Here is a 25,300-nt window from a genome sequence, read left to right on the forward strand (position 1 = left end):
GCAGGTGCCGAGCGCCGGCCCGCCCTGCGGTGGGCGTCAGCTCGCGCGGCGGTGGTGGAAGGGGTGGAGCAGGTCGGAGAGGTGCCAGTGGTGCGGCTCCTTGGGCGTCACCGACCGGTCGAGGTCCTCGTCCGGCACCTCGCCGCGCGCCGTCGCGGGCTGGCGGGACAGCGGGCGCTCCGGGTGGTGCGGCCGGTGCATGGAGTTCTGGACGGAGGACACCTGGCCGGCGCGCATGATGCGCACCACGTGACCGTCGCAGTTCTGGCAGGAGGGGCGGCTCAGCGGCGACGGCACGACACGGCCGTCCGCCACGTACATCACGAACTCGCTGCCCTCGGCGTCGTGGTGGTGCTCTATCTCGTACGACTGCTCCCAGCCGTGCCCGCAGCGCATGCAGGCGAAGGAGTACGACTCGTTGACGACGGCGGTCGCCGCGCTGCGAGGGCCCGTCTGCTGCCTGGTGACCGGGCCGTCGACACGGCCGGTCCGTCCTGCGATCTCACTCATGCCAGTGCTCCTCTTGTCCGCTGGACAAGCGCCTTCGCCGAGGAGGATTCCCCCTGAATCCCTCCGGCCTTTCGAAGACTGGGGACCGGTGCGTCCCTTCAACCAGTGGACGCTTCTCCGGGCGCGAACGCATCCGGCCTGTCGAGTGTTGGAGCCGTTTTGGCCTTTCCTTGTCGGAACGGTCTCGGAACACGGTCTGAGCTTTGCTTTTGGCGACCGCCCTTTGCGCTTCTATGGGGCGGTGTGTGCCGCGTTCTTTGCCGCTACGACCGCATCGAAGACATCGCGCTTGGGAATTCCGGCCTCCGCCGCGACCGCCGCGATGGCCTCCTTGCGGCGCTCGCCCGCCTCCTCCCGCACCCGCACCCGGCGCACGAGCTCTCCGGCGTCCAGCTCCTCCGCGCCCTTGGCGGGCGCGCCCTCGACGACGACGGTGATCTCCCCGCGCACGCCCTCGGCGGCCCAGGCGGCCAGCTCGCCCAGCGGCCCGCGCTTGATCTCCTCGTACGTCTTGGTCAGCTCGCGGCAGACGGCGGCCCGCCGGGTGTCCCCGAAGACCTCGGCCATCGCGGCGAGGGTGTCGTCGAGCCGGTGCGGAGCCTCGAAATAGACCATCGTCCGGCGCTCGTCGGCGACCTCCCGCAACCGCGACAGCCGCTCCCCCGCCTTGCGCGGCAGGAACCCCTCGAAGCAGAAGCGGTCGACGGGCAGCCCGGACAGCGCGAGCGCGGTGAGCACGGCGGACGGGCCGGGTACGGCCGTGACCTTGATGTCCTTCTCGACGGCCGCCGCGACCAGCCGGTAGCCGGGGTCGGAGACCGACGGCATGCCCGCGTCGGTCACCAGCAGCACCCGCGCGCCGCCCGCCAGCGCCTCCACGAGTTCCGGGGTACGGGCCGCCTCGTTGCCCTCGAAGTACGACACGACCCGCCCGGTGGGCTGCACCCCGAGCGCCTGGGTGAGCCGGCGCAGCCTGCGGGTGTCCTCCGCGGCGACGACGTCCGCGCTCTCCAGCTCCTGGGCGAGCCGGGGCGGGGCGTCGGCCGTGTCACCGATCGGGGTGCCTGCCAAAACAAGGGTTCCTGTCACGGATCCATCCTCGCAGGGGCGATCCGCGGCAGCCTCATCCACCCTTTAAGGCCCGTGCACGGGACTCGCACAGACCTGTTCCCTACGATGGCGCGGTGACCAGTACCGCGTCCTCCACGGACACCCGGCAGGGCCAGGCCGCCGAAGCGCAGCAGCCGTCGTGGCAGCAGCGGCTGCGCCGCTTCGGATACACGGCGCCGCCGAGAACCGATGTGCGCGACCGGCTCGTGCCGCCGTACGCCGAACCGAGCCCACGGATCTGGGCCGTGTTCGGCCTGCGCCACGAGGTCGCCGAGCGCCTCACGCGCTGGTCGGGCTGGGGAGGGCCGCTCCTGGTGACGCTGCTCGCCGGGCTGATGCGGTTCTGGCACCTGGGCAGCCCGAAGGCGGTGATATTCGACGAGACGTACTACGCCAAGGACGCGTGGGCGCTGATCCACCGCGGCTACGAGGTCAACTGGGACAAGAACGCCAACGACCTGGTCCTCCAGCACAACGGGCACGTCTCGATCCCCGCCGACGCCGCGTACGTCGTCCATCCCCCGGTCGGCAAGTACGTCATCGGGATCGGCGAATGGATGTTCGGGTTCAACCCGTTCGGCTGGCGCTTCATGACGGCGGTGCTGGGCACGCTGTCGGTGCTGCTGCTGTGCCGGATCGGGCGCCGGATGTTCCGCTCGACCTTCCTTGGCTGTCTCGCGGGCACGCTGATGGCGGTGGACGGGCTGCACTTCGTGATGAGCCGCACCTCGCTCCTCGACGGTGTGCTGATGTTCTTCGTACTAGCGGCCTTCGGCTGTCTGGTCGTGGACCGGGACCGGGCGAGGGCCCGGCTGGCGGCCGCGCTGCCGGCCGACGCGGACGGCGTCGTCCGCCCGGACGCGCACACCGCGGAGACGACCCGCCTCGGCTGGCGGCCCTGGCGCTGGACGGCGGGCCTGATGCTGGGGCTCGCGCTCGGCACCAAGTGGAGCGGTCTCTACGTCCTCGCCGCGTTCTGCCTCATGTCCGTCCTGTGGGACGTCGGCTCACGCCGCGTCGCCGGTGCCCAGCACCCGTACGCCGCCACCCTGAAGCACGACACGGGACTCGCGTTCCTCGCGACGGTCCCGGTGGCGATCGTCACGTACCTCGTCTCCTGGACCGGCTGGATCCTCTCGCCGGACAACGGCAAGGGCGGCTACTTCCGCAACTGGGCCATGACCGACGGCAAGGGCGGCAACTGGACCTTCCTGCCCGACTGGCTGCGCAGCCTGTGGCACTACGAGCACGAGGTGTACAACTTCCACGTCCACCTCTCGTCGCCGCACACCTACCAGTCGAACCCCTGGAGCTGGCTCGTCCTGGGCCGCCCGGTCTCGTACTTCTACGAGTCCCCGCTGCCCGGCAAGGACGGCTGCCCGGCCGACGCGGGCGACAAGTGCGCCCGCGAGGTGCTGGCTCTGGGCACCCCGATCCTGTGGTGGGCCGCCTGCTTCGCGGTCGTGTACCTGCTGTGGCGCTGGGCGTTCCGCCGCGACTGGCGCGCGGGCGCGATCGCCTGCGGCATCGCGGCCGGCTATCTGCCCTGGTTCCAGTACCAGGAGCGCACGATCTTCTTCTTCTACGCGGTGATCTTCCTCCCGTTCCTGTGCCTGGCCCTCGCCATGATGATCGGCGCGATCCTCGGCCCCCCGGGCTCCACGGAACGCCGCCGCGTCATCGGCGCGACGAGCGCGGGCGTCCTGGTCCTGCTGATCGCCTGGAACTTCATCTACTTCTGGCCGCTGTACACGGGCACGTCGATCCCGATAGAGCAGTGGCGGTCGCGGATGTGGCTGGATACGTGGGTCTAGCTGGGCAGTTGTAGCAAGGGGGCGCGGCAATCCGCCGCGTCCCCTTGGTCGTTGCTAGTCGTTGGCGGTTGACGTTGGTCGCCCTCGGACGGCCCGAGGACGGCCCAGCTCTGGGCCCGGCAGATTTACAGCGGGCTGGCTCCGCTCCCTCTGACCAGCCGCTCTGCCCCCCAAGCCAGTTTTTGGGGGACGTGTGGGGGATCAGCGCTCCGGAGCCGACCGCCGCGAGCCGCTGCTGACCGTGGTTGACGGCCAGATGCCGCACGGCCGTGGCAGGGCAAAGACGAGGGGGCGGTACGTCTGGCCGAGTCGCCTGGATACGCTGGATCTCTTAGCTCAGCCACAACTGACCGCCAGCGGCCGTGGCCTGCAGCCGCCTCATCGATCAACGTCCTGACCTACTGATGAGCTGTCGGTAGCTGTCGACCTTGGTCATCATTGAGCGCCCTTGCACGGCCCGGGAGGGCGCTCGTGCATGAGCACCGCATTAGGAGCTCGGTCGGGTGCCAACGAGACTTGGCGGTTCCGCAGCCATGACGGCCGGTCAGGGGTGCTCATGTACGTCCCTATCCAACGCCGTTGATGTCAGAAGTGGATGTCAGAGAGTTTCTGACGCGTAGCTCTACTGGTCGGCGACGTCCACTCCGGTCGCTGCACGGGCCTGACGGCAGGAGAGCGGCCGGGGACGGTTGCCGCGGCTGCGGTGTCGCACTGCTAACCCGGAGCCTCAGCATCGTCGGGGCGTAGCAAGCACAACGATCCCGCTGAAGAATCATCTGCCCGCTGGCAGACTGCCTCGTATGTCTGAGACACCACGCGGCGTCCTAAAGAGCTGGTTGTTGATAGCTGTAGCGGAGCTCGGAGGTTCTGCCCCACGTGCAGACGTGCATGGACGCGTGGCGGACAAGTTCGGCCACCAGTTCACCACCGAAGACCGCTTGCCCCGGGTGGGGAGACGCGGAGAGGAGGCATGGAGAAACAATCTGGACTCTCTTTATCACCTGTTGAAAAGAGAAGGGCTCATGATGCCTTCATCTCGGGGGGATGAATGGCGGATATCGCCGCAAGGGTCAATGTTTTCTGCATGTCAAATGGATCCCGTAGATGAGAGGGATCTCTTAGCCGACTTTTCCCCTAAAGATGCAAGTGAGTATGTTGCAAGGGTAGCGGGTCGGGAGCTTACTAAAAAGCGGGAGCATGAAGATCTACTGCGTTCCTACGGGCAAGAAATGGCGAGTATGCGTTGGCGCCCGTCGACTAAGGTTCATCCGCGAGACCTGGAGCTCGTCCGTGGTGCGCAAACTTGGCTGGTTGAAGTCAAGGTGGTGTATCGGGGAAACGGGACTGAAGCTGCTAGAGCGGCGCTCGCTCAGCTTCTTGAGTATCGTCACTTTTTCTACTCCGAAGGGGTTAAGCCTGGAATGGTGGCGCTATTCAGCGAAGAGATAGGAGGGGCGCATATTTCCCTGTTGAGTGACCTAGGGATACGTGTTGTCTGGAAAACGCAAACCGGCTGGGGCGGTGAGAGGGGCGCTTACTCTGGTGGGCTGGTGCCGTGAACCGGTGCATCTAGAATCCGAAAAGGGATTGGCCGTACAGGTTTTCGGAGGTCGACCAGAAGCAGATCCCGACCCAGCGCGCGGTAGATCGGCCGGGGTGTTCACGAATAGTCAAAGTCCGGCTGCTCCTTTAGGAGTTCGGCCGGAAAACGTCACCCCTATTGGCGCCGCGGCTTTCAGTGCTGCTGGCGGCTGTCTGGTGCTGCCATTTTGCACCGCTTTGCTGCCAGGGCCGCAGGATCCCCCTCGATGCAAACTACGGGCGGGGAGGACGTCGAGGTCTGGTGGGCTGGTCAGACGGTCGTCTGGGTCTGTTTGCAATCGAGTGCGGTCACGGGGGTTGCTGTACGCCGCTACTGCACGGCCCTTACCTCCCAGGAGTATCCCCCCAAGGCGCACGACCGTGGGCTCCCGTTTCCGCCGACCCCTACCGCGCGCAAACCGTCAGTTCGCGAGCAGTGCACTTTTCAAGACTGTGATATCCGGGCAGAGCGTCTCAGTCTCGTTGCCGCCATGGTTACCGATGACTTGATACGACATGTGACCATCTTCATCAGCCGAGACGTAAACGGCGGTGAAGTCACCGTTCTGTGTCTCGTTAATCCATGCAGGTTCGAAGTCGCGTAGGGTGAAGGCCCATCCTTCCGACTGAGGAAGTGCCTCAGGCAGGGCTCGCCACCAGTTCAGAGCATTACCGATCTGGTGCTCTTCCCACGCCTTTTCGTAGTAGCCGAGGAGCACGACGACCCGAATTACCTCTTCATAGGGAAGGCTCACTTGGCTCAGATGGGGCTGCCCCGCATTCATCAGTCTGCCTCGTACCAGGTGCGCGCCGTCCTGGTCCATCTCGCCCTCCGGGTCCGTGATGCTTGTCGAGGGAGGATACCGCACAGGCTCTCGGGAGACGACTGATGGGCCAGGCCAGGGGGCGTCCCCGGACGGGCCCATCAGTACGAAAACGGTGAAAGTCTAGGTACCGCCGTGCGCGGAACAAGAGAGCTCTCTAGGGGCGCTAGCCGTCCTCCTGAGGAGCTCTCAAAGGGATACCACTATCACCTGGCGAGGACCCGCCCCCTGGGGTCCACCTGGATGTAGGTGCCGCTGATGGTATGCCCGGCGTTGTCCGTGACCCACATCTCGGTGTGGTAGACCAACTTGTAGGACTTGGCTTCAACCGCTGCTTCGAACGCGCCGTTGCTCTGCTTCTTGCCCCACGTATGGGAAGCCTCTCCGGCGTTGTTCTTGTACGTAATCTCAACGTGAGGGTGGCAGCGAGGATCGCTGCCACCCCCAGCGCTGTAGTAGGCCATGCCGGAGACGAACACATGCTTGCCGCGGTGCCCCGGGAAGTTCGTCGTGTCGGCCTGGATCCAATTGTAGGTACATTGGTTGTGGCTGCCGCCGGCTACCCGCCCCGAGGACTGCGGGTAGTGCGGACCTTCCGCGAACGCTGCAGACGCACCACCGAGGACGATGGCCGCGCCGATTGCTGTGGCCGCGAATCCCTTTTTCTTCCAACTCATTGTCGTTTCCCCCTGGTCAGTTGTGAATGGTCGCGCAGGGCTTGCCGCCCCAGCGGTCCCCGTTCGTCCTGTAGAAGGCCGCGCAGATTTTGGTTCCGTTGGGCCACCGCGTGTCCTTGGCGATCCCCGTGTAGTAGTCGCCGTTCCCGCAGCGCTGCCCCCTCGGGTGCCACAGGTAGTAGGTTTGATTGCCCCTGGAGTTGTCGAAGGTGACACGGGCGTTCAGGCAGTAATTGTTACTGGGTGAACCGCCATAGATAGTCACATCGTCGACGTGTAGCTTCTTCCCGGTGACGTGAAGTGCTACGTGGTTGTCGGTCTTGTCAGCGTCAGCGCTAGCCTGGCCCACAAACGCCAGGGCTGCGAGTGCCGCTGAGGCAGTCACCGCCACCGTCCTGCCGATGTACTTCAATGCTCACATTCCTTTGCATGAGCCACTCCCGTGCTGGTCAGGCCGGGGTGGTGCGGGGGTGGAGCGAACTGAGTTCCCCTTGTGGCGAACGGAGTCGAACTTAGCCACCGGTGTTCGTGATATTCAACCGACTTGAGCTAGATCTGAGCCGCGATAGCCCAGCCGCTCCCAGCCTGAGTTTTACGGCCATAACGAAGCAGCGTCGTGCAGCCGTCATGATCGCTCACAAGTGGATCAGGCTCACAGCGACGAGAGGTCGGCGTAGCGACTTTGGTCGGGAGCTGCTTTGGCACGAGTGATCATGGCCCCGTAAGCTTCCGGCGCGTCGGGCAGGCTGTGGACCTGCCCGGTAAAGCACGACGTTGGGGCCGTGATCTTCGATGCTCGCGCCAAAGTGGCTGGCTAAAGTCGTGGAGCCGACCGCCCCAGCCAGAGGGTGTCTCCTACTTCGTGCCCGCTGCCGCTACCGCGCCGCCGGGCGGGGCCGCCGCTGGCGAAGACAGGGCGGCGGCCCCGCCGACAAGGCGGCGTGCGACCGCGCCGTGCGCGGGCCTTGATGAAATAGAGAAAGTTCTACCGCGCCGCCGGCCCGTAGCCTGCGTCGACATCACCCGCTAGGACGAGCGGCAACGTCAGCGGGCAGGAGCCGTCCGGTGAACCCTTCGGCACACAGCCGCTCGTAGGCAGCCACGATTGCGTCTGGGACATCCTGTTCGACGGCCAGACCCCAGCCAGGGAACACGAGCACGCGTTGCAGGGCGCCCACGATCATGTCGATCACCATGCGAGCATCCCCGATGGAGTCGGCGTACTTCTCCAAACTCATCGGCGTGGACGCGCACACCACCTCTACGTCGGCCCAGAGCTTCCGCATCATGGCGTACGAGCGCCGCTCTTCATACGGCTTGCTCACGAGCAGGACTGCCGAGACCGCGATACCGGCCTCTGCCAGCAGTGTTTTCGTGAACTCAATGTTCTCGCCGGTGTTCGTCGCGCGCGGCTCCACGAATACGGCGGAATCGGGGACCCCGAGCTGCAATGCCCGCTCCCGGTAGTGGACTGCCTCTCCACGCGGCATGCGTGACCGGGTCGTGGGGCTTGTGGCCCCGGTGAACACGATGACCGGCGCCATGCCTTGGCGAAACAGCTCCGCGGTCATGTCAGCCACCCCTAGGTCGTGGCTGCCCAGACCGACAGCCACCGAACAGGGTCGCGGGTCGTGGTGCATGCGGTGGTAGTCCCACAGGAGCCGGGCATCCGCCCATGTCTGCGCCGAGATCATTCCTGGCCCTTCCTGTCTTTTGCCGCCGAGTCCGGAACCTTGAAGTCGTACTCCCAGGCGAAGCGAGACGCTGAGTGGATACCCACTGCGAACTCGACCGCCGTGCCGTCTGCGGTGTACGTGGTCCGGTGAAGCTCGACCACGGGCTCACCGGCGGGGAGTTGCAGGAGCTGCACCTCGTCCGCGGTCGGGACTCGGGCGAACAAGGCTTCTCTCATGTGGTCGATCTCGTATCCGGCGTCATAGAGAACCCGGTATCCGCCGCCACGGCCGGCAGGGCCAGGGGTGGCGTCAACGATGCGTGTGCCCTCGACGTGCTCTGGTCTGTAGTAGCTAGTCAGGGTGTGGGTCGGCTGCGTTCCCTCTTTCACGAGGCGGGCGCGCGCGTACACCTCAGAGCCGACTGAGACGCCTAGCCCCTCCGCCACGAGGCTGTTCGCCTCTACACGGGTTACGGTCTGCGTTTGCTCGTCGCGCTTATAGGCCCGTCCCGAAGCAACTCGGTCAGCGATGAACGCCACCTCGTCCCCGTCACGCCACTTCGCCTTGTCGTAGCGGGCGATACCAAGCCGCTTAAGGGGAGTGCGCGGACGCACCACGGTGCCGTGGCCGCGTGTAGACGTCACCAGGCCCTCGGCCTCCAGAGCCTTATAGGCCTGGTGAACGGTGGCCTTCGAGCCTTCTCCTGCGTCGACCAACTCCCTGATCTGGGGCAACTGGGCGCCCGGTGCGTACTCACCGTTCTTGATCTGCTCCGCGAGCCTGTCCGCCAGGTCGCGCCACTTCGGTGCCACGCAGAACTCCTCTCGACGCGAACCAGTGAATCACAGTCCTAGGACTGTTGACAGTCCTAGGACTGCATGCCACTGCCATCCCAAGCGCTCGCAGCCCTAGGACAGCGAGTTGGCGGCTCTTCTTTGAGCTGCCAACGGGCCATGCCGGTTCGGGATTGCTCGCCTCAACGTGGGGCCCCTTGCTGGTCGTTCCTTGAGAACTCAACAGTGCGACGAATCGACGGGGGAACCCCCGTCCCCGCGGCGGTCCGGGTGACGGCCGCTGCCTCCCCTCGCCTGCCCGGCCACCGCGGTCGTGCAAGCGAGGCGACAGGGGCCGAGACCGGAGCCGTCCGGCCAGGCCCGCCCCCATCAACACGTCAGGAGTCCTGCATGAAGCGCAGTTACCGCTTCACCGCCTTTGTCACGGACCTGAGCACCGGTAAGCGGGAGCAGGTCAGTGACACCGCGCACTTCGACCACGTGGTCAGCCGGGCCGACGCCCGGACCGCGATCGGCAACGAGCTGAGCCGGCAGAAGCGCCCCGGCGCTCAGATCACCATCACCGACTGACACCCACCCCAACGGCGCGCCCCCGGAGCTGGAACTCCGGGGGCGCTGTCGGGCCGTACATCTTCTAGGGAGACCACGACCCAATGAACACCATCGTCACTGTTCAGGAAGCTGTTACTGCGTTCGCCGACTGGAACGAGCCGACGGATGCGGAGCTGGACGCGATCGAGTCGGAGATGCCGCTGATCCTGGCGGACGTCGACCTGATCGACGCGCAGATCATCGCCATGGACCGCACCCCGAACGAGGTCGACACCCGCCGCGTGCGGCGTGCCCTCGCTCGGGTCCTCAGCGAGTACCGCGTCCTCGCCAACCGCACCACCGACGCGGTGGGCGGTGCGGCATGAGCACGATTCTCACGCTGGACGCCCTGTCCGCGCCGCTGCGGGCGCTGCGGTTGCTGGCGCTCGACTTCCCGGACCTGCCTGCCCCGGTGGTCGACGTATCCGCGATCTACCCGGACCGACTGTCCCTGTCGTTCCACCCGTCGCAGGGCGGGTTCACTGGGTTCGAGGCGTGGCGGGCGGCGCTCGGCATCGACCCGAGTGCGGTCGACTTCCACGTGCAGTGCGACCACCGCACCGCCGTAATGACCGCACAGACCGAGTACGGCGGTGCGAACGTCGCCCTGACTGGCTTCACGGAGGTTCCCGCCGGCGCGCGGATGTCCGAGGCGGGGGTGGCGTGATGGCACGCCCGACCGCTCTGCCCGCCGTCGCGGTGACTGCGGTGTCCCTGGTCCTCACCCTCGCCGTGGTGGTGATGTGGCTGGGCACGGCGATGCCGTGGCCCGTCGCCCTGGTCGTCGGTCTGGGCATCGACGGCGGATGGCTCGCCACCCTCGCCTACGAACGCCGCCTCGCCGCCCAAGGCGACCACAGCCGGGCCGTGACCGCGGTCGGCTGGTCGTTCGGCCTGGTCGCCACCGGTGTCCTGGTCGCTCACGCGCTCACCGTGGAAGCGTCCACGGGCGCGTGGCTGGCCGTGGCGTGGCTGCCCATCGCGGCCAAGGCCTTGTGGCTGGTGCACGGCATGTGGGAGCGCACCGCCCTCACCCCACGCGCCCTCGACATGATCCGCGGAGTCCAGCAGGAAGCCCGGGACGAAGCGGCCGTGGCCCGCGCCCGACTGCGGGCCGAAGCCGGCACCGAGGAGACCCGGCTGACGGCCGTGACGGAAGCCGGCGCCCGCGTCGCCCGCGTCCAGGCCAAAACCGCACAGACCCTCTCCCGCGCCTGGTCGACGCTGGAGACCGCGCGCAACGGTGAGGACACCGGAAGGGCGCTCACCAGCGTGACGCACCGCGTCACACCCGACGTCACACCCCGCTGGGAACTGCCCGTCTGGGGTCCCATCGAGCCGTTGGCGCCCGCGCTGGAGACCGCGCCCGCCCTCAGCGACGCGGCCCTCGACACGCTCGTCGACGAGATCCGGCACAGCGAAACGCCCGCCCTCTCCTACCGCGAGATGGCCCTACGGTTCCGCGCGGCCGGCCACTCCGCATCCGAGGTCCGACTCCGGGCCGCGTGGAAGCGCGTCGCGTGAGCGGGACGCTGCCGGTGTTCCGGTGGCGCCTCGCCCCGGACGGCTACGCCACCCGCCGCCAACTCCGGGCGCGCAACATGCGCCCCGGCGGTCAGGACGTCGCCGCCCAGCTCGAACGGCCCCGCGGCCGGGGTCGGCCGCCGCTGGTCGCCTACCTCTACCGCGTCGATCTCGCCCGACCGGTCCGACCGATGACGCCGGGCCGGTGGCGGGCTCACGCGGCGATGATGCGCGCCCGCCGCACCTGCCCGGCCTGCCGACGCGACGCCGGATACGTCATCCCCACCTCACTCGGCACCTGCGTACCCTGCGCCGACCCGCTCGGGTGAGACGGGACCAGCTCAGTTCCCGAAGCCGAGCCACGAATACGCGTGCACGGCGAAACGCGCAAGCAACAGAAAGAAGTGCAGGCCCAGCCGGTCCGCTGCCACCGCCAGGAAAACCGCTGCGCCTGCTATCTGCCCGGCGAGACGGCGCCATGAGGACCCGTCCTCAGTGCTCGGTGCCGACGACGGCTCGGTACTTCCCTTGGACGTGCTGCTTTCACCTGTGCCGGCGCCGTGCGCCTCGATCTCCCCACCCATGCGCGGACCTTATCGCTCCCGCAGAAACGACAGCTCTGCCCGCACACCCCAACTCCCGTCCCACGAAGGGAAACAAGCATGGCCAACGCCGACACCCGTCGCCTGGACCGCGAGATCCACAAGACGATGCGCAAGCTCGAAGCGGTCCGCCGCGGCGAGACGTGGCCGCTCACCAGTTCCGAGCGCCGCGCCGTGCTCACCGCGCTCGCCGGCGGCTCCTACCGCGTCGCCCGCGGCAAGAGCCCCGCCCGCGCCGAACAGCGACTGGACTCCGTGTCCAACGCTGCGGAGACCCGGCTGAACGCGGAACTGACCGCCCTGCACGGCGAGCGTCAGCGGCTCATCACCGAAGCCGCCCGCGCCAAGGCCGCCAAGAAGTCATCCGGCTGGTGGTGAAACCCGCCCGCACCACCCCGCTCCCGCACCACTCCGCACTGATCTCTCTCTTCAACTTCACCCCGCCATGGGGCAGTCAGGAGTGCTTTCCCGATGAGTGACAACGTCGTTCCCCTGCACAAGAACACCCCGCCGACCCCCGAGCCTGGCACCGTGACCACGCTGACCGTGGTCCCCGAACCGGCCCCCGCCGCACCCGTTCCGCTCTGGGTGCGCTCCGGACGGGCCGTGAAGCACGCGGTCACGCACGAGACGACCAAGACGACCGCCCGCGCCATCGCCCGCCACACGCTCTACGTCGCCGGCGGGGCGAAGATCGCGGCGAAGCAGACGTGGGACGGCCGCACCGCATCCCGCTACGAGCGGATGTTCCGCGCCGCGGAAGCCGCCGGGAACTACGAGGTGGCCGCGGAGTGGGAGGAGCGCGGGCAACAGTTCCGCGCGGCCCGCCACCGCCGCCGCATGGACCTCCTCCACTCGCCCGTGGACGCAGCCAAGGGCATAGCAGTCGGCACCGGCGCGGGCATCGGTGGTCTGATCGCGCTCGGGATCGTCATGGCGATCGCTACGAAGGACGTCACGCACGTCGTCACCCCTCTGATGGCCGTAGTCGAGTTCATCAACCTGATGATCACGATCGTTCAGGTGGTGTGGGGGCCGGCCCTGACGATCGGCCCGTTCCTCGCCCTGCTCGCCCTCTGGACGATCGGCAGCAAGCAACAAGCCGCTCCTCAGTGGGCACTGCCGGCGAACGTCCGCAACGGCGAGGGCGAGCCGATCACCCCGTCCATCGTCGTCAAGGCGCTCCGGGACCTCGGAGTGCCCGCGCTGCGCAACGCCATCAAGGAGATGGGCGATGCCGGCGCGAGCATGCTCGGACCGATCCGGATCGCCGGATGCGGCGTAGAAGTCGACGTCACCCTGCCGTCCGGGGTGTCCACGAACGAGATCCAGAACCGGCGCCGCAAGCTCGCTGAGAACCTGTCCCGGCATGAGCACGAGGTGTTCATCGTGATCCCGCAGGCGGCCCGCACGGTCCGGCTGTGGATCGCGGACTCCGGCGCGCTTGACCAGCCGATCGGCCCGTCCCCGCTGGTCACCGACCAGACCATGACCGCCGACTACGCCAAGGGACGCGCCCCGTGGGGTCAGGACCTGCGCGGCGACGCGGCGGCCCTGTCCGTCTACCAGCGTCACCTTCTGATCACCGGTCTGTCCAACCAGGGCAAGACGGCCGCACTGCGGTCGTTGGTCCTGTGGCTGGCCCTGGATCGGTCGGTGGAGTTCTGGATGGGTGACCTCAAGGGCGCCGGCGACTGGGCCATGTGCGACGGGCTCGCCGCCCGGCTCATCCAGGGCCCGACCGACGAGCACGTCATCCAGGTCACGGAGATGCTGGAAGACGCGGTGGAGGAGATGAACCGCCGTCTCCAGTCGCCGCCCGGTACGCAGTTCCCGGCGCTGATCGTGATCGTGGATGAGGCGCAGGTCGCGTTCATGTGCCCGGTCAAGGGTGAGGACAAGCGGCCCTACGGCGGGTCGAGTTCCACCTCCCGGTACTTCATGGCCGCGCGGAAGATCCACAACCAGGGCCGCGCGGTGAACGTGCTGCTGTGGCAGGGCACGCAGGACCCGACCGACCAGAACCTTCCCAAGCTGGTCCGCGAGGGCGCGCACACCCGCGCCTCCCTCGCGCTCGGCTCCGACTCCCAGGCCCGCATGGCGCTCGGGGACAAGGCCGTCGACGGTGGGGCCGCCCCGCACCTGCTGCGCCCCGGGCTAGACAAGGGGACGTTGGTCGTTGCGTCGGACGGGATCGAGATTCCGAAGGGGCAGTCGTCCATCACGGTGCGGACGCACTACATCAGCACCGAAGAGGCGACTGCCATCGCCGACCGGGCCACGGCCCTGCGCGACGGAGTCACGACGCTGACCGTGATCGAGCGGGGTGAGGAGGGCGACCCGCTCGCGGACATCGCCGCGGTGCTCGGGGACGCGTCCCGGGTGCGGACCAAGGACGTGCTGGCTCGCCTCGCGACGCTGAGCGCGGATGCCTACGGCGGTTGGTCGTTCATCGACCTCAAGCGCGTCTTGGACGCGGCTGGCCCGGACATCGCCTACAAGTCCGATGGGGTCATGGTCGTCGGTCGTGACCGCGTCCTGCGGGCGCTCGCCAACCGGGACACGGACGGTTCTGCTTCCGCCGAAGGATGACAGGGAGCCGACCCGTGACGGGCCAGGGAGACAGGGAGAACTCCCTGAACCCCTCCCTGACCCGCCTCCCTGCCTCTGAGCTGCACAAATGATCGTTCAGGGAGTCAGGGAGGACCGCAGGTCAGACCCCCGAAAACCCCTCCACAGCCACCCCGCAAGGGTGTGGCCCCGCCTCCCTGCACCGCATCGCGAAGGGATTCCGCATGTACCCCGAACACCCCACCCACGACTGCTACGAGACCGCATTGGACGTCCACCGGCCCACCCCGCTCATCCCCGCCGCCGTGATCCCGGCACCCCTCGTGCCCATACAGCCAGGCGCCGTTCCAAGCGTGGCGAGCGTCGTCCTGCCGGATGGGCGAGTCGTCACCGGCTACGCCATCAACCCCATGCAGCCCGTACCGGCTGTGGCCAAGCCGGCCGTGTCCCGTGCGGCCGTGAACGTGGCACTCGGGGGCGTCGGGTTCGCCACGGTGTGCGGCGGGCTGCTGCTCCTGACGACGTTCATCGCCGCACTCACCGCACTGATCACCCAACTGATCATCCTGGCCGCCGTGATCTTCGGCGGATGGATCGCCGTACAGATCTTCTCCGCGTCCGGCTCGAAGGGCGGGACCACGGTCCACATCCGCAAGGCCGTGATCAAGCGCAACCGCTTCTACAGCTAGCTAGCGCGAGGGGAGCGTGGCGTCACTGCCGATCACCCGGACCATCTGGTTCAACGGCTGGCCCCGGCAAGGTCTTGTCCGGGATCTGCTCATCGACACCCGCAGGGCGTCCGCTCGTCCGGGTCACCTTGGAACTGACAAGCACGAGTCCGACGGCAACCGTTCTTACCGCCGACTCGACCACGTCGGTGGACGCCACCATGGCGGCCCCCATCAAGAACAAGCCGACGGCGAGGACCAGCACTCCCAAGCCGTAGAGGCGAGGACGCACCACCTTCGCCCGGATGCTGGGGAGTACCCAGCCATAAGTGATCGCGGCGATGCCGCCGACAGCGACCACCAACGCGCCCAAGGCGAAAAACGCCCCGAGGTAGATGGACATGTTTCCCCCTCCGGGTGCCAATGCAGGTCAGACGCTTGCGTGATCATGACACCCCCCACACCACGCGTCCACATATGGCGCAGCTACGCCAAGGGCGGCCCCCCATTCCGCCAAGAACCGGGGCCGCCCTTGCTCGCCAGCACCTCACCAAGGAACTGGAGACATTCAGCATGACGCAACCCACCGACGTCCGGCGACTGCCCGCCCGGCTCGAACCCTTCCGCGTGCTCGACGCGTTTTCGTGCATCGGCGGGGGCACCAAGGGCTACCGGCGCGCGTTCGGGGTTCGGCTCCGGCGGCCCCTTCCGGCTCGCTGCCGCCACGCAGGACGGCATGCGCGTCTACGTCGACGGCGTGCGGAAGATCGACCTGTGGAAGAACGTCTCCACCACCGCCCGCAAGACCGTCGACCTGACCATCCCCGCCGGCAAGCACGCGATCCGCGTGGACTACGTCGCCTGGACCGGCTTCGCCTACGCCGGGTTCACGTACGCCCCGCGCACCGAGGCCGCCGTCGACACCGTCAAGCCGCTGGCCCCGACCGGCCTCACCGCCATGTACGACCGGGGCACCACGAAGACCACCCTGCGCTGGGCCGCGAACAAGGAGATGGACCTCGCCGGCTACCGCGTGTACCGCCGGCTGAGCACCACCCCTTGGGCGAGGGCCGGCGGCTCGTCGCTGCTCACCTCCCCGTCCTTCGTGGACGCGACGCCCGCCACGGGCCAGACCTTCCTGTACGAGGTCCGCGCCGTCGACAAGGCGGGCCGGGAGTCCGCCGGCAGCCTCGACGCCACCGCTGCGACCGTGGACCGCACCGGCCCGGCGGCACCGACCGGTCTCACGGTCGCCGGCGACGCGTGGTGGGCCACCCTGTCCTGGCGGGCGGCCACCGACGCCGCGAGGTACGAGGTGTACGCAGCCTCCGCGGCCGCCGGCCCATTCGAGCCGCTGGGCACGACGACCACGACGTCGTACCGCACCGACGCACCTGTGAACACCGCCCGGTACTACCGGGTCCGCGCCCTCGACGCGCTCGGCAACCCGTCGGCGTACGCCGCCGTCACCGGCGACGGTGTCGACCGGACGCCGCCGAAGTCCCCGACCGCCCTCGGCTCCGTCGTCCGCAGCGGCTCCACCAAGGTGTACTGGAGGCAGCCCGACGGCTTCTACGAGGACTTCGACAACGGCGGGACCTACCGCGTCTACCGCTCGCCCGGCAAGACCCTCGACCCGGCCGCACTCACCCGCGTGACCTGCGCCGAGGAGAGCGACGAGACCAGCACCGGCGGCATCTGCCACGACCTGGACATGCCCGCGGGCACGTACGTGTCGTACGCGGTCGCGGCGGTGGACCCGGCCGGAAACGAGTCGGCGCTGTCCGCCCCGCTCGTCGTCCGCACCGGCGACCGCGTCGCGCCCGGCCCGGTCACCGGCGTGAAGGCCACCCCGCGCGCCGACGGTGTGCTGGTGAGCTGGGCGGCCTCGACCGAGGACGACGTCGATCGCTACGCGGTCTGGAACGGCGTCCGGCAGGCCGACGGCACGGTCAAGTGGCTCAGCTCCACCTCCTGCGCGGAGGGCATGAGCGACCCGCTCGCGGTCATCTGTGGCGACCTGCCGGACGGAGAGACGTTCGTGTACGCGGTCCTCGCCCTGGACCGCTGGGACAACGAACTGCACCCGGCCGACCCGAAGGTCACGGTCGTCGAGGCCACCGAGCTGGACGTCCGGCCGTCCGTGACGGTCACCCGGGACTGGAACCTCGGCAGCATGGGCTACGACACCATCATGGGCGGACCCGACGTGGCCGGGCCGTCCATCAACTGGCGGTGCGACAGGACGGCTGAGTGCGACACCGTCGCGGGCTACCGGGTCAGCCGGTGGAACGCGGCCAGCCAGGCGTACGAGCCGCTGCACGCCGGACTGCTGGCGGCGGAGACCCGTGCCTACACGGACACCACGGCCGCGCGGGGGACCACGCACTTCTACCTGCTGGAGGCGGTGCGCGCGGACGGCGTCGTCGTGGGCACGCACGTGTGGAACTGCGTCTTCCAGAACCGCGTCTAGCTCCGGCACGGATGTGGCTGGATACGTGCGGCAGGCGGGACTTTCGTATCACGCCCTAGTGCCGTGGCACTGGCTGGGCGGACGTGGCGAGGGGGCGCGGCACGAGGCCGCGCCCTCTCATCTCGCCCCCGGTGGGCCGCCGTGCGTCCGCGGTGTCACGGGAACAGGGCGATCCCGACGAGGATCAGCAGGATGATGCCGGCGACGAGCGCGACGGTCGCCCACGTCCCCCGGTGGTGCAGCGGTGCCGCGGGGCTGCCGCCGCGTGGGCGGTCCTCCGCCAGCAGGGGGTCGGTCGGCCGGCCGTGCGCGTAGAACTGTTCGTCGGTCGGGTAGACGTTGCGCGGGTCGCTGAGGGCGCGCGGATCGATCTCGTGTGGACTGGTCATCACTACTCCCGGCACGGCGCCTCGGCGGGGCCGGGGACCGGTGGACGCCTGGGCTCGCGTCGGGGGCGGCGGCTCACCGCTTCCCGGACGCGCAGCCCTTCGGGAGGACGCCGCACGGGCTCTCGCCCCACTCGCCGCGCACCTTCGATCGTATACCTGGGCCGTTCGCGCGGCCTGGGAAGTGACCTGGGAACGGCCCAGGACCGGCCTGGGAGGAAGTGGCCCGGGTAGCCAGGCCTCATCCGTGACCTAAGTTCAAGGATGCGATCGAGGTCCGGTCTAACGATTCGGAAAATGTAGACCCCACGCGTCCCTCCTCCCGCATACAGTGCTACGCAGGCCGACTTTTCTGAACGCGTTCAGAAGTTCGGAAGAGCGGTCCACGGGGAGGGTTTCGCGCGATGCGCAAGGGGGCAAAGGCCGCCATCATCGGCAGTGTGTTCGCCGTGATGGTCGGGGGCGCCGGATACGGCGCGTTCAACGTGGTGAGCGCGCTCGACGGGAGCGAGAGCGGGAGCGCGGGCGGGCCCGCGCCGGTGAAGAGCGGGCCGCCGAGCGGCGCGGAGGTCAAGGAGACCTCGGCGAAGTTCTTCGCGGCCTGGGCGAAGGGCGACGCGGCCGAGGCGGCGACGTACACGAACTACGCGAGCCAGGCCGAGGGCCTGCTGGCCGGCTACCGCACCGACGCCCACCTCACCGGCGTGCGGATCACACCGGGCACACCGTCCGGCGCGACCGTGCCGTTCTCGGTGAAGGCCACGGTGTCGTTCGAGGGGAAGTCCAAGCCCCTCGCGTACGACTCGGAACTGACCGTCGTACGCGGCGAGACCACCGGCAAGGCGCTGGTCGACTGGAAGCCGTCGGTCGTCCATCCGGAGCTGGAGGAGGGCGACACCCTGGTCACCGGCGAGTCGGCGAGCCCGCCGATCGAAGCCGTGGACCGGAACAACGTTGTCCTGACCAAGGAAAAGTACCCCTCGCTGGGCCCGATCCTCGACGCGCTGCGCGAGAAGTACGGCGACAAGGCGGGCGGTACGGCGGGCGTCGAGCTCGCGATCCATCACGCGACCGAGGGCGCGGGCGACACCACTCTGGTGACCCTCGCCAAGGGAGAGCCGGGCAAGCTGCGCACGACGCTCAGCGCGAGCGCGCAGGGCGCCGCGGAGAAGGCGGTCGCGCGGTACGCCGAATCGTCCGTGGTCGCGGTCAAGCCCAGCACCGGTGAGGTGCTGGCGGTCGCCAACCACCGCGCGGACGGCTTCAACGCGGCCTTCCTCGGCAAACTCGCCCCCGGCTCCACCATGAAGATCATCAGCGCGGCCACGCTCATCGACAACGGCATCACCACGGCGAACGGCCCCGCGACGTGCCCGGACAGCGCGGTCTCGGAGAGCCAGACCTTCCACAACCTGGCGAACATGACACCCCAGCTGAACGCGACGCTCTCCGACAGCTTCTCGCGCTCCTGCAACACGGCGTTCGTGAAGTACGCGGACACGGTGAAGGTCGACTCGCTCACCAACGAGGCCGAGCAGCGCTTCGGCCTCGGCCGGAACAACTGGAAGACCGGCATCGAGTCCTTCGACGGCTCCGTCCCGGCCTCCGGCGGCCCCGACACCGCCGCCAACCTGATCGGCCAGGGCCAGGTCCAGATGTGCCCGCTGAACATGGCGTCCGTGACCGCGACCGCGATGACCGGCGTCTTCCGGCAGCCGGTCATCGTGTCGCCCAGCCTCGACAACCGTGAGATCGCCACCGCCAAGGGGCTGCCGCCGAGCACGGTCGCTCAGCTGCGCACGATGATGAACCGCACCGCGGTCAGCGGTACCGCCGCCCAGGTGATGGCCGGCCTCACCGGCAGGATCGGCGCCAAGACCGGCTCCGCCGAGGTCGACGCGCAGTCCAGGTCGAACAGCTGGTTCACGGGCTACCGCAACGACATCGCGGCCGCCGCGATGACCCAGCAGGGCGGCCACGGCGTGGACGCGGCCGGTCCGATCGTCGCAGCTGTGCTACGAACGGGCGGCTGAAGTCACCCTTCACAGGACGGGACCCTACGCTGGGAGCCCTCGTTGTGGAGCGTGAGGGCACCGGGGGCCAGGGGAAGCAGCGGAGGATCGGGAACCGTGGGGAAGAGAAGGCGCGTCGCCGAGCGACGGAAGACGAAGCCCGCCGTGATCGGCGGGCTGATCGCCGTGGCCGTCGTCGGCGGGGCGTTCGGCGCCTACAGCCTGTACGGGGGCGGCGCGTCGGCCGATGACCGGTCGACGACCGCCGGCCACAAGGCCGTGAAGACGGGTCCGCCGACGGCGGCCGAGGTCACCGCCCTGTCCACGCGGTTCCTCGCCGCCTGGCAGAGCGGCCAGGTCACGAAGGCGGCCGCCGCCACCACCGACGCCGGGGCCGCGACGACCGTGCTGACCGGCTACACCAAGGACGCGCACATCACCGGCGTCACGGTCACTGCGGGCAGGCCGTCGGGAGCCTCCGTCCCCTTCTCCGTCAAGGCCACGGTCACCTACAAGGGCACGAGCAAGCCGCTGGCGTACGAGTCGAAGCTGACCGTCGCCCGGCGGGCCGAGGACGGCGTCGCGCTGGTCGACTGGAAGCCGTCCGTCGTGCACCCGGACCTCCAGGACGGCGACCGTCTGGTCACGGGCGCGGCGGGCACTCCGCCCATCAAGGCGCTCGACCGCGCCGGCGGTGAACTGACCACGGCCAAGTACCCCTCGCTGGGCACGGTCCTGGACGGTCTGCGGGAGAAGTACGGCAAGACCGCCGGCGGTACGGCGGGCGTCGAACTGCGGGTGGTCCGCAAGGCCGCGACGAAGGGCACCCAGAAGTCGCCCGACAAGACGCTGGTGACCTTCAGCGAGGGCACCCCGGGCACGGTGCGGACGACCCTCAGTCCGGCCCTCCAGGCGGACGCCGAGCAGCAGGTGGCCGAGAAGACCCGGGCGTCCGTCGTCGTGATGCGTCCCTCGACCGGCGAGATCCTCGCGGTCGCCAACCAGAGCCACGGTTTCAACACCGCCTTCCAGGGTTCCCTGGCGCCCGGCTCCACGATGAAGGTCATCACCTCGTCGCTGCTGATCGACAAGAAGCTCGCCTCGGCGGACAAGCCGCACCCGTGCCCGAAGTACGTCACGTACGGCGGCTGGAAGTTCCAGAACGACGACAAGTTCGAGATCAAGGGCGGCACGTTCAAGGCGAGCTTCGCGCGCTCCTGCAACACGGCCTTCGTCAGCCAGGCGCCGAAACTGGAGAACGCCGACCTGACGCAGCAGGCCCAGCAGGTCTTCGGGCTGAGCATGAACAACTGGGCCATCGGCGTCCCCAGCTTCGACGGCTCGGTGCCCGTCCAGTCGAAGGCCCAGATGGCGGCCTCGCTGATCGGCCAGGGCGGGGTCCGCATGAACCCGCTGAACATGGCGTCGGTCGCTTCGACGGTCAAGTCGGGCGAGTTCCACCAGCCGTACCTGGTGTCGCCGGACGTGGACCACCGCAAGCTGGCCGCCGCCTCCCGCACCCTCTCCGCGGGGACGCTCTCCCAGCTTCGCGAACTCATGCAGTACACGGCGGCGTACGGTACGGCCGCCGAGGCGATGTCCGGGCTCGGCCCCGACTACGGCGCCAAGACGGGCTCCGCCGAGGTCGACAACCAGAAGAAGCCGAACGGTTGGTTCACCGCGTGGAAGGGTGACCTCGCCGCGGCCGGCGTGGTCCAGCAGGGCGGCCACGGCGGCGACACCGCGGGCCCGATCGTGGCGGCGCTCCTCAAGGCGGGAAGCTAGGCCACGGACCGCACGCCGGTGGACGTACGCGAGCGGCGGCGGTAACCCCACAGGTCAGCGCCACGCTCCAGAGTGCAGTGCTCCCGCTGTACGCCCCCACCCCTGCGCGGAGAGTGCGTCGCCTCGCCACGGCCCTTCGCCGCCCTCGGTCTGCCGGGCTCGACACTCTCCGTCCTGGCGTACGGCCTCGTACTCTGGGCCCAGGCACGGGCCGCACCGACACCCATCGCGGCGCTCCGGGAGCCCTCGGTCAAGCCGTGCTGATGCGGTAACGACTTCGCTGGTCAGGGGGCCGGAGAAGCGACTCCGTACGCCCCGGCCTCGTCCCGCGCCGTGAGAACGCGATGGACATCTACCTTTTCGCCGACGCCAGTTGGCGACGTTCTCAACCCAGCGTGAGCCATCGGATGCCGAGGCGGCTGACATCCAAGGCTTCCTCCCCGGTGATCGGCTCGCGCCCCGTCGCCTTGCGCAGGAAGTGAAGCCGACCCCAGCCCAGCCTCTCCAGTGCCGCTGCCCCATCCGGCCCGAGCAGAAGACCCTGCAACAGATCGGCGGCCTGGGAAGTCAGCCACGGCTCACGCCCCAGGGCGTCGGCCAGGTCCAGACCGTGCACGGCGACCCCGACCACGCGCGTCAGCAGGAACTCCGACAGGAGCATCGGATCACCGTGCCGGGTGCGAACCACACGCCCTTGGGGCTCGGCCCGGCACAGTCGGTCCACCTCTTGCCAAGTGGCGTCGAAGTCGTCGGCGAGTGCGGCACCGCTGAGCTGTTCGGCCGCATGGTCTTGGGCCAGAGCGATCCGAGCGGCGTTGGCCCCCGGAGCGAAACGGTCGTCGGGCCGGTAGTACTCCACTGCCGAGACCTCGGCACGAATCGGCGCCGGCGCGGCCAGCATGCCCGGCAGCCAGGCAATCACCACACGAACATGAGCCAGCAAATCGCTCACGTTCCACGGTGCACACCGCGTCGGCAGACCCCACTCGGCAACCGAGACCTCCGTCATCGCCCGCGCGAGCTGCCCCGCCTCAAGACGAAACGCTTCAACCACCCGCCCCTGATCCATGCCGATCAAGCTACCCAGCCAGAAGTGGCGCAGTTGTCCTCAGTACGGTCGAGGTCGCGTATGGCGCACGTCGGGGTTGGTCGCTCCTAGGCGTGCGCTGGTTGATCGCGTGCGACTACGGGAGCTCGGTCAACTCCCCTTCACGCGGCAATAACTTCGCTGCTCGGGGGGCTGGACACGTCGTCGTCCGACTACAACAGCGCGCGCTCGGCTGCTGATACGGATGTTGTCACCGGACTAGGCTGACCCGATGACAGCGGATGAGGGCCTGGGTGTGCTGAAGCGACTGACGGGTCATCGACAGCTGGACATCGGCGCCTTGGCACAGCTCACCGGCGTCACCGAGCGCGAACTGCTCACACTGTTCCACGGCGGAACGCCGAACCCATCGCTGATTCGGCGGCTCGCGCCCGTGCTCGGTCTGCGGACGGCGGACCTCTTCGCGGTTGTCGGCGTCGACGTATCCGACGACCTCGCCCCCACGGACACGACAGCCGGATCGCTTGTTCCCCGCCTCGTCCGACACGCCGTCGCTCTGCCACCGGAGCAGAAGGACGCGTTGCGCGGGTTCGTGACGTCCCTGCCCCAGGAGGAGCGCACGAAGCCTGTTCCCGGGCCGCCGGTGCACGAGCAGTACTCTCCAGGTCCCGGTGCCCTGCTCATGCGCATGGCGCGGAACGGAAATCTCAACTGGCTGGCCACAGCCATGACCTTCCAGGCGCTCACCGGTCGGTATTGGTCCGCTGCCACCTACGGCGGGGTGGGCCATGGTCGCATCCAGCTGACCCCTGAGCTCCTGCTCGACTTCTCCACCGTGCTCGGCGTCGCCGTCGGCGACCTGGCGGCGATGACGGGCATCGAGCCGCCCGACTCGTCACCGCGGCCGGCCGCCGCCGGCGTGGCCGAGCTCATCTGGGACGTGCGACGTCTCACCGCGAGTCAGCTCCAGCAGGTCAGCGACCTCGCGGAATCAGTAATTCCGCACACCCGGCCTCGTCCCGCGCCGTGAGAGCGCGATGGACATCTACCTTTTCGCCGGCGTCAGTTGGCGACGTTCTCAACCCAGCATGAGCCATCGGACGCCCAGACAGCTGACTTCCCCACGCGGAAAGGCCGAAGAGCGCTACGCGACTCGCGCGGCTCCTCGGCCCTGCACGGGAGGACTCCAGGTCTCGTTGGCGGACCCGATGATCTGACGCAGTGGCCTGACCACCCCGGCCACAGCCCGTTCCCGCTCTCCCCTACCGGGCGGCCGCAGCAGCCGGATCTCCAGCGCGGCGACGTGGCGCTCGAAGGTCTGCGGTCCTCTCGATGCGGCGGAGCAGGGGCCGTCGCGCGTCGGCAAGGGGCTCAGCGGCGGCCTCGCCGGTCCTCGTAGTTGACGAAGAAGCTCACAACAATGAGCAAGCCGAAAATCCCCACGGCGAAGGTGCCGAGGATCGTCCAGATCCCCTTGCCGTCCAACGCAGAGCGCACCCCACCGGCGAGCCCGCCGACGGACATGCTCATGCCGAGGACTAGAAACCGCGAACCCTGGGGTTTCAGCCAGTGCCGCAGGTCCGGGCGGCGGCGCCCACGCGTGGGTGGGCCGGCGGAGTGCGTCATTGGTATCTCACCTTTCCCGGTTCTGCTGGGGCGTCCACATGGGTGTCGCCCGGGGTCCTGGGCTGGTTGGGCGTGTAGTAGAAGTCGATCCCCGTCGCGACCACAGCGACCGGCGCGCTGAATATCTTCTCTCCGAACTTGCCGATCGTGTTGATGAACGTGGGGCGATGGTGTTTTCCGCTTACGTTGCTCAGGATCGAGCCCTTGGCGAGGTCCGCGCTGGCCTTGCCGCCGGCCGCGGAGGGGGCGCCGCCGATCAAGCCCTGTATCGCGCCGTTGATGTCTCCGTGCAGGAACGCCTCGCCACCACCCATCCAGGAGCGGTAACTGAGGAACTCGGCAATGGGCTTGATGGTGCCGCTGCCCCACTTCGCGGGCGGCGTGTACTCCACCGAATCCGTCTTCGTCTGCTGCGCCTGTCGGGCGTCGATGCTCGCGTCCTTGAGGGAGCCGTAGTACGTGCTGCCGAACTCGTGCTTGTCCTTGGTGAGTTGCCGCAGGCCCCAGGAGCAGGTCGAGTCCGCTTCCGCCGCCCGGGCGATGATCGCATCGATGCGCCGTTGCAGGGCGTCGAAGTCGGCCTGGATCACCACATACTCAGGATCCCCGTGAGACATGCGCTGGGGCTGGACGCTACGGCTCAGCGTGCCGTCGGTATGCATCGTGATGCCTGCGGGCGGATTCCCGCAGAGCTCCTTCAGGTCGTTCCTCGCCGTCTTGATCTTGTCGTGTGCGGAAGCCAGCAGGTTCCCGATGCTCTCCGCTTCGGTGACGGCGTCGGTGAACTCGTCCGACACCCGGACGACGAACGGCTTAGTGACGGAGGCGTTCTCACCCCTCCACTCGGTTCCCTGGGCCAGGCTGCGCATGCTCCCGGCCTCTTTGGCGACTTTCTTCAGCAGGACCGCCATGGCGGCCCAGTCGTCGGCCGCCGACTGTAGCCTCGAGAGATTGACGTGGAGAAGTTCTTCGAAAGTCGGCATCGGCCCCCGGCCGTTCCCGGCGTCGCCGCCGTCGTTTTCCGGAGG

27 protein-coding genes and 1 pseudogene are annotated in these 25,300 nt (G+C 68.4%); 15 read left to right on the forward strand and 13 right to left on the reverse strand.

Going from position 1 to position 25,300, the window contains the following annotated elements; genetic code table 11:
• Positions 1-36: 36 nt before the first annotated feature.
• Both HEP85_RS17260 and rsmI read right to left on the reverse strand, forming a co-directional pair.
• Positions 37-510 carry a hypothetical protein gene (locus HEP85_RS17260; protein WP_168528540.1) on the reverse strand — a complete coding sequence of 158 codons (474 nt, stop codon included), beginning with the start codon at positions 508-510 and terminating at the stop codon, positions 37-39.
• Between the two features lie 231 nt (positions 511-741).
• Complete coding sequence (gene rsmI / locus HEP85_RS17265) at positions 742-1,599, reverse strand: 16S rRNA (cytidine(1402)-2'-O)-methyltransferase (RefSeq protein WP_168528541.1); 858 nt, start codon at positions 1,597-1,599, stop codon at positions 742-744.
• Positions 1,600-1,694: 95 nt separating this feature from the next.
• Here rsmI and HEP85_RS17270 point away from each other — a divergent pair, with 95 nt between their 5' ends.
• Together HEP85_RS17270 and HEP85_RS17275 are read left to right on the forward strand one after the other, a co-directional pair.
• Positions 1,695-3,434 carry a dolichyl-phosphate-mannose--protein mannosyltransferase gene (locus HEP85_RS17270; RefSeq protein ID WP_168528542.1) on the forward strand — a complete coding sequence of 580 codons (1,740 nt, stop codon included), beginning with the start codon at positions 1,695-1,697 and terminating at the stop codon, positions 3,432-3,434.
• 896 nt (positions 3,435-4,330) lie between these two features.
• Complete coding sequence (locus HEP85_RS17275) at positions 4,331-4,993, forward strand: hypothetical protein (RefSeq protein WP_168528543.1); 663 nt, start codon at positions 4,331-4,333, stop codon at positions 4,991-4,993.
• Between the two features lie 444 nt (positions 4,994-5,437).
• On the opposite strand, the gene HEP85_RS17280 is transcribed toward HEP85_RS17275, so the two are convergent.
• The 5 genes from HEP85_RS17280 to HEP85_RS17300 all read right to left on the reverse strand — a co-directional run bounded on the left by HEP85_RS17280 (position 5,438) and on the right by HEP85_RS17300 (position 9,004).
• On the reverse strand, positions 5,438-5,839 hold the full coding sequence (locus tag HEP85_RS17280; RefSeq protein WP_168528544.1) for a hypothetical protein: 402 nt from the start codon (positions 5,837-5,839) through the stop codon (positions 5,438-5,440).
• Between the two features lie 206 nt (positions 5,840-6,045).
• Positions 6,046-6,516: a hypothetical protein gene (locus HEP85_RS17285; protein ID WP_168528545.1), complete on the reverse strand. Its 471-nt coding sequence runs from the start codon at positions 6,514-6,516 to the stop codon at positions 6,046-6,048.
• Between the two features lie 16 nt (positions 6,517-6,532).
• Positions 6,533-6,928, reverse strand: a complete 396-nt coding sequence (locus tag HEP85_RS17290; RefSeq protein WP_168528546.1) for a hypothetical protein — start codon at positions 6,926-6,928, stop codon at positions 6,533-6,535.
• A 607-nt stretch (positions 6,929-7,535) separates the two neighbouring features.
• Complete coding sequence (locus HEP85_RS17295) at positions 7,536-8,210, reverse strand: YdcF family protein (RefSeq protein ID WP_168528547.1); 675 nt, start codon at positions 8,208-8,210, stop codon at positions 7,536-7,538.
• Positions 8,207-9,004, reverse strand: coding sequence for a GntR family transcriptional regulator (locus HEP85_RS17300; protein ID WP_168528548.1), 798 nt, complete (start codon positions 9,002-9,004; stop codon positions 8,207-8,209). Before HEP85_RS17300 ends, HEP85_RS17295 begins: the two co-directional genes overlap by 4 nt.
• Before the next feature lie 372 nt (positions 9,005-9,376).
• On the opposite strand from HEP85_RS17300, the gene HEP85_RS17305 reads away from it, so the two are divergent.
• The 5 genes from HEP85_RS17305 to HEP85_RS17325 all read left to right on the forward strand — a co-directional run bounded on the left by HEP85_RS17305 (position 9,377) and on the right by HEP85_RS17325 (position 11,430).
• A complete protein-coding gene (locus HEP85_RS17305) occupies positions 9,377-9,556 on the forward strand; it encodes a hypothetical protein (RefSeq protein WP_168528549.1) in 180 nt (59 codons plus the stop codon).
• An 83-nt stretch (positions 9,557-9,639) separates the two neighbouring features.
• Entirely contained in the window at positions 9,640-9,903 is a 264-nt protein-coding gene (locus HEP85_RS17310; RefSeq protein WP_168528550.1) for a DUF6284 family protein, read from the forward strand.
• The gene (locus HEP85_RS17315; protein ID WP_168528551.1) at positions 9,900-10,244 is read left to right on the forward strand and encodes a hypothetical protein; all 345 of its coding nucleotides are present in this window, start codon (positions 9,900-9,902) and stop codon (positions 10,242-10,244) included. The genes HEP85_RS17310 and HEP85_RS17315 overlap by 4 nt, the downstream gene beginning before the upstream one ends.
• Entirely contained in the window at positions 10,244-11,101 is an 858-nt protein-coding gene (locus tag HEP85_RS17320; protein ID WP_168528552.1) for a protein spdB, read from the forward strand. Before HEP85_RS17315 ends, HEP85_RS17320 begins: the two co-directional genes overlap by 1 nt.
• Positions 11,098-11,430, forward strand: a complete 333-nt coding sequence (locus tag HEP85_RS17325; RefSeq protein ID WP_248001962.1) for an RRQRL motif-containing zinc-binding protein — start codon at positions 11,098-11,100, stop codon at positions 11,428-11,430. The genes HEP85_RS17320 and HEP85_RS17325 overlap by 4 nt, the downstream gene beginning before the upstream one ends.
• A gap of 12 nt (positions 11,431-11,442) precedes the next feature.
• Here the strand turns inward: HEP85_RS17325 and HEP85_RS17330 are convergent, their stop codons facing one another.
• Entirely contained in the window at positions 11,443-11,685 is a 243-nt protein-coding gene (locus HEP85_RS17330; protein ID WP_168528553.1) for a hypothetical protein, read from the reverse strand.
• Between the two features lie 78 nt (positions 11,686-11,763).
• Between HEP85_RS17330 and HEP85_RS17335 the strand changes: the two genes are divergently transcribed.
• The 3 genes from HEP85_RS17335 to HEP85_RS17345 all read left to right on the forward strand — a co-directional run bounded on the left by HEP85_RS17335 (position 11,764) and on the right by HEP85_RS17345 (position 14,963).
• The gene (locus HEP85_RS17335) at positions 11,764-12,081 is read left to right on the forward strand and encodes a hypothetical protein (protein ID WP_168528554.1); all 318 of its coding nucleotides are present in this window, start codon (positions 11,764-11,766) and stop codon (positions 12,079-12,081) included.
• Between the two features lie 93 nt (positions 12,082-12,174).
• Complete coding sequence (locus HEP85_RS17340) at positions 12,175-14,295, forward strand: ATP-binding protein (protein WP_168528555.1); 2,121 nt, start codon at positions 12,175-12,177, stop codon at positions 14,293-14,295.
• Positions 14,296-14,498: 203 nt separating this feature from the next.
• Entirely contained in the window at positions 14,499-14,963 is a 465-nt protein-coding gene (locus HEP85_RS17345) for a hypothetical protein (RefSeq protein ID WP_168528556.1), read from the forward strand.
• Positions 14,964-14,985: 22 nt separating this feature from the next.
• Here the strand turns inward: HEP85_RS17345 and HEP85_RS17350 are convergent, their stop codons facing one another.
• A complete protein-coding gene (locus tag HEP85_RS17350; protein WP_168528557.1) occupies positions 14,986-15,345 on the reverse strand; it encodes a hypothetical protein in 360 nt (119 codons plus the stop codon).
• 333 nt (positions 15,346-15,678) lie between these two features.
• Between HEP85_RS17350 and HEP85_RS17355 the strand changes: the two genes are divergently transcribed.
• The gene (locus tag HEP85_RS17355) at positions 15,679-17,415 is read left to right on the forward strand and encodes a fibronectin type III domain-containing protein (RefSeq protein ID WP_168528558.1); all 1,737 of its coding nucleotides are present in this window, start codon (positions 15,679-15,681) and stop codon (positions 17,413-17,415) included.
• 155 nt (positions 17,416-17,570) lie between these two features.
• Here the strand turns inward: HEP85_RS17355 and HEP85_RS17360 are convergent, their stop codons facing one another.
• Complete coding sequence (locus tag HEP85_RS17360) at positions 17,571-17,804, reverse strand: hypothetical protein (RefSeq protein WP_211118009.1); 234 nt, start codon at positions 17,802-17,804, stop codon at positions 17,571-17,573.
• Between the two features lie 401 nt (positions 17,805-18,205).
• Between HEP85_RS17360 and HEP85_RS17365 the strand changes: the two genes are divergently transcribed.
• The 3 genes and pseudogenes from HEP85_RS17365 to HEP85_RS17375 form a co-directional block, all read left to right on the forward strand.
• Positions 18,206-19,834: a penicillin-binding transpeptidase domain-containing protein gene (locus tag HEP85_RS17365; protein ID WP_168528559.1), complete on the forward strand. Its 1,629-nt coding sequence runs from the start codon at positions 18,206-18,208 to the stop codon at positions 19,832-19,834.
• Between the two features lie 96 nt (positions 19,835-19,930).
• Positions 19,931-21,598 (forward strand): penicillin-binding transpeptidase domain-containing protein, encoded by a 1,668-nt coding sequence (locus HEP85_RS17370; protein ID WP_168528560.1) that lies wholly within the window; start codon positions 19,931-19,933, stop codon positions 21,596-21,598.
• 129 nt (positions 21,599-21,727) lie between these two features.
• Positions 21,728-21,862: pseudogene (locus HEP85_RS17375) on the forward strand (EamA family transporter); the annotation flags it as partial.
• A 121-nt stretch (positions 21,863-21,983) separates the two neighbouring features.
• Here the strand turns inward: HEP85_RS17375 and HEP85_RS17380 are convergent.
• Positions 21,984-22,667 (reverse strand): maleylpyruvate isomerase N-terminal domain-containing protein, encoded by a 684-nt coding sequence (locus HEP85_RS17380; RefSeq protein WP_168528561.1) that lies wholly within the window; start codon positions 22,665-22,667, stop codon positions 21,984-21,986.
• Positions 22,668-22,917: 250 nt separating this feature from the next.
• Here HEP85_RS17380 and HEP85_RS17385 point away from each other — a divergent pair, with 250 nt between their 5' ends.
• Positions 22,918-23,676: a hypothetical protein gene (locus tag HEP85_RS17385; RefSeq protein ID WP_369657744.1), complete on the forward strand. Its 759-nt coding sequence runs from the start codon at positions 22,918-22,920 to the stop codon at positions 23,674-23,676.
• Positions 23,677-24,017: 341 nt separating this feature from the next.
• Here the strand turns inward: HEP85_RS17385 and HEP85_RS17390 are convergent, their stop codons facing one another.
• Positions 24,018-24,176 carry a hypothetical protein gene (locus HEP85_RS17390; protein WP_248001964.1) on the reverse strand — a complete coding sequence of 53 codons (159 nt, stop codon included), beginning with the start codon at positions 24,174-24,176 and terminating at the stop codon, positions 24,018-24,020.
• Between the two features lie 92 nt (positions 24,177-24,268).
• On the reverse strand, positions 24,269-25,255 hold the full coding sequence (locus HEP85_RS17395) for a hypothetical protein (RefSeq protein WP_168528562.1): 987 nt from the start codon (positions 25,253-25,255) through the stop codon (positions 24,269-24,271).
• Positions 25,256-25,300 lie beyond the last annotated feature (45 nt).

Source organism: Streptomyces sp. RPA4-2, assembly GCF_012273515.2.
Lineage (GTDB): Bacteria > Actinomycetota > Actinomycetes > Streptomycetales > Streptomycetaceae > Streptomyces > Streptomyces kaempferi.

Excerpts from the sequence above, each read along its gene's own strand:
- HEP85_RS17345 (WP_168528556.1), top strand. The coding sequence starts at position 14,499 with ATGTACCCCGAACACCCCACCCACGACTGCTACGAGACCGCATTGGAC.
- HEP85_RS17380 (WP_168528561.1), bottom strand. The coding sequence starts at position 22,667 with ATGGATCAGGGGCGGGTGGTTGAAGCGTTTCGTCTTGAGGCGGGGCAG.
- HEP85_RS17285 (WP_168528545.1), bottom strand. The coding sequence starts at position 6,516 with ATGAGTTGGAAGAAAAAGGGATTCGCGGCCACAGCAATCGGCGCGGCC.
- HEP85_RS17315 (WP_168528551.1), top strand. The coding sequence starts at position 9,900 with ATGAGCACGATTCTCACGCTGGACGCCCTGTCCGCGCCGCTGCGGGCG.
- HEP85_RS17395 (WP_168528562.1), bottom strand. The coding sequence starts at position 25,255 with ATGCCGACTTTCGAAGAACTTCTCCACGTCAATCTCTCGAGGCTACAG.
- HEP85_RS17260 (WP_168528540.1), bottom strand. The coding sequence starts at position 510 with ATGAGTGAGATCGCAGGACGGACCGGCCGTGTCGACGGCCCGGTCACC.
- HEP85_RS17385 (WP_369657744.1), top strand. The coding sequence starts at position 22,918 with ATGACAGCGGATGAGGGCCTGGGTGTGCTGAAGCGACTGACGGGTCAT.
- HEP85_RS17320 (WP_168528552.1), top strand. The coding sequence starts at position 10,244 with ATGGCACGCCCGACCGCTCTGCCCGCCGTCGCGGTGACTGCGGTGTCC.
- HEP85_RS17340 (WP_168528555.1), top strand. The coding sequence starts at position 12,175 with ATGAGTGACAACGTCGTTCCCCTGCACAAGAACACCCCGCCGACCCCC.
- HEP85_RS17390 (WP_248001964.1), bottom strand. The coding sequence starts at position 24,176 with ATGAGCATGTCCGTCGGCGGGCTCGCCGGTGGGGTGCGCTCTGCGTTG.
- HEP85_RS17310 (WP_168528550.1), top strand. The coding sequence starts at position 9,640 with ATGAACACCATCGTCACTGTTCAGGAAGCTGTTACTGCGTTCGCCGAC.
- HEP85_RS17360 (WP_211118009.1), bottom strand. The coding sequence starts at position 17,804 with ATGACCAGTCCACACGAGATCGATCCGCGCGCCCTCAGCGACCCGCGC.
- HEP85_RS17295 (WP_168528547.1), bottom strand. The coding sequence starts at position 8,210 with ATGATCTCGGCGCAGACATGGGCGGATGCCCGGCTCCTGTGGGACTAC.
- HEP85_RS17355 (WP_168528558.1), top strand. The coding sequence starts at position 15,679 with ATGCGCGTCTACGTCGACGGCGTGCGGAAGATCGACCTGTGGAAGAAC.
- HEP85_RS17365 (WP_168528559.1), top strand. The coding sequence starts at position 18,206 with ATGCGCAAGGGGGCAAAGGCCGCCATCATCGGCAGTGTGTTCGCCGTG.
- HEP85_RS17330 (WP_168528553.1), bottom strand. The coding sequence starts at position 11,685 with ATGGGTGGGGAGATCGAGGCGCACGGCGCCGGCACAGGTGAAAGCAGC.
- HEP85_RS17335 (WP_168528554.1), top strand. The coding sequence starts at position 11,764 with ATGGCCAACGCCGACACCCGTCGCCTGGACCGCGAGATCCACAAGACG.
- HEP85_RS17280 (WP_168528544.1), bottom strand. The coding sequence starts at position 5,839 with ATGGACCAGGACGGCGCGCACCTGGTACGAGGCAGACTGATGAATGCG.
- HEP85_RS17350 (WP_168528557.1), bottom strand. The coding sequence starts at position 15,345 with ATGTCCATCTACCTCGGGGCGTTTTTCGCCTTGGGCGCGTTGGTGGTC.
- HEP85_RS17305 (WP_168528549.1), top strand. The coding sequence starts at position 9,377 with ATGAAGCGCAGTTACCGCTTCACCGCCTTTGTCACGGACCTGAGCACC.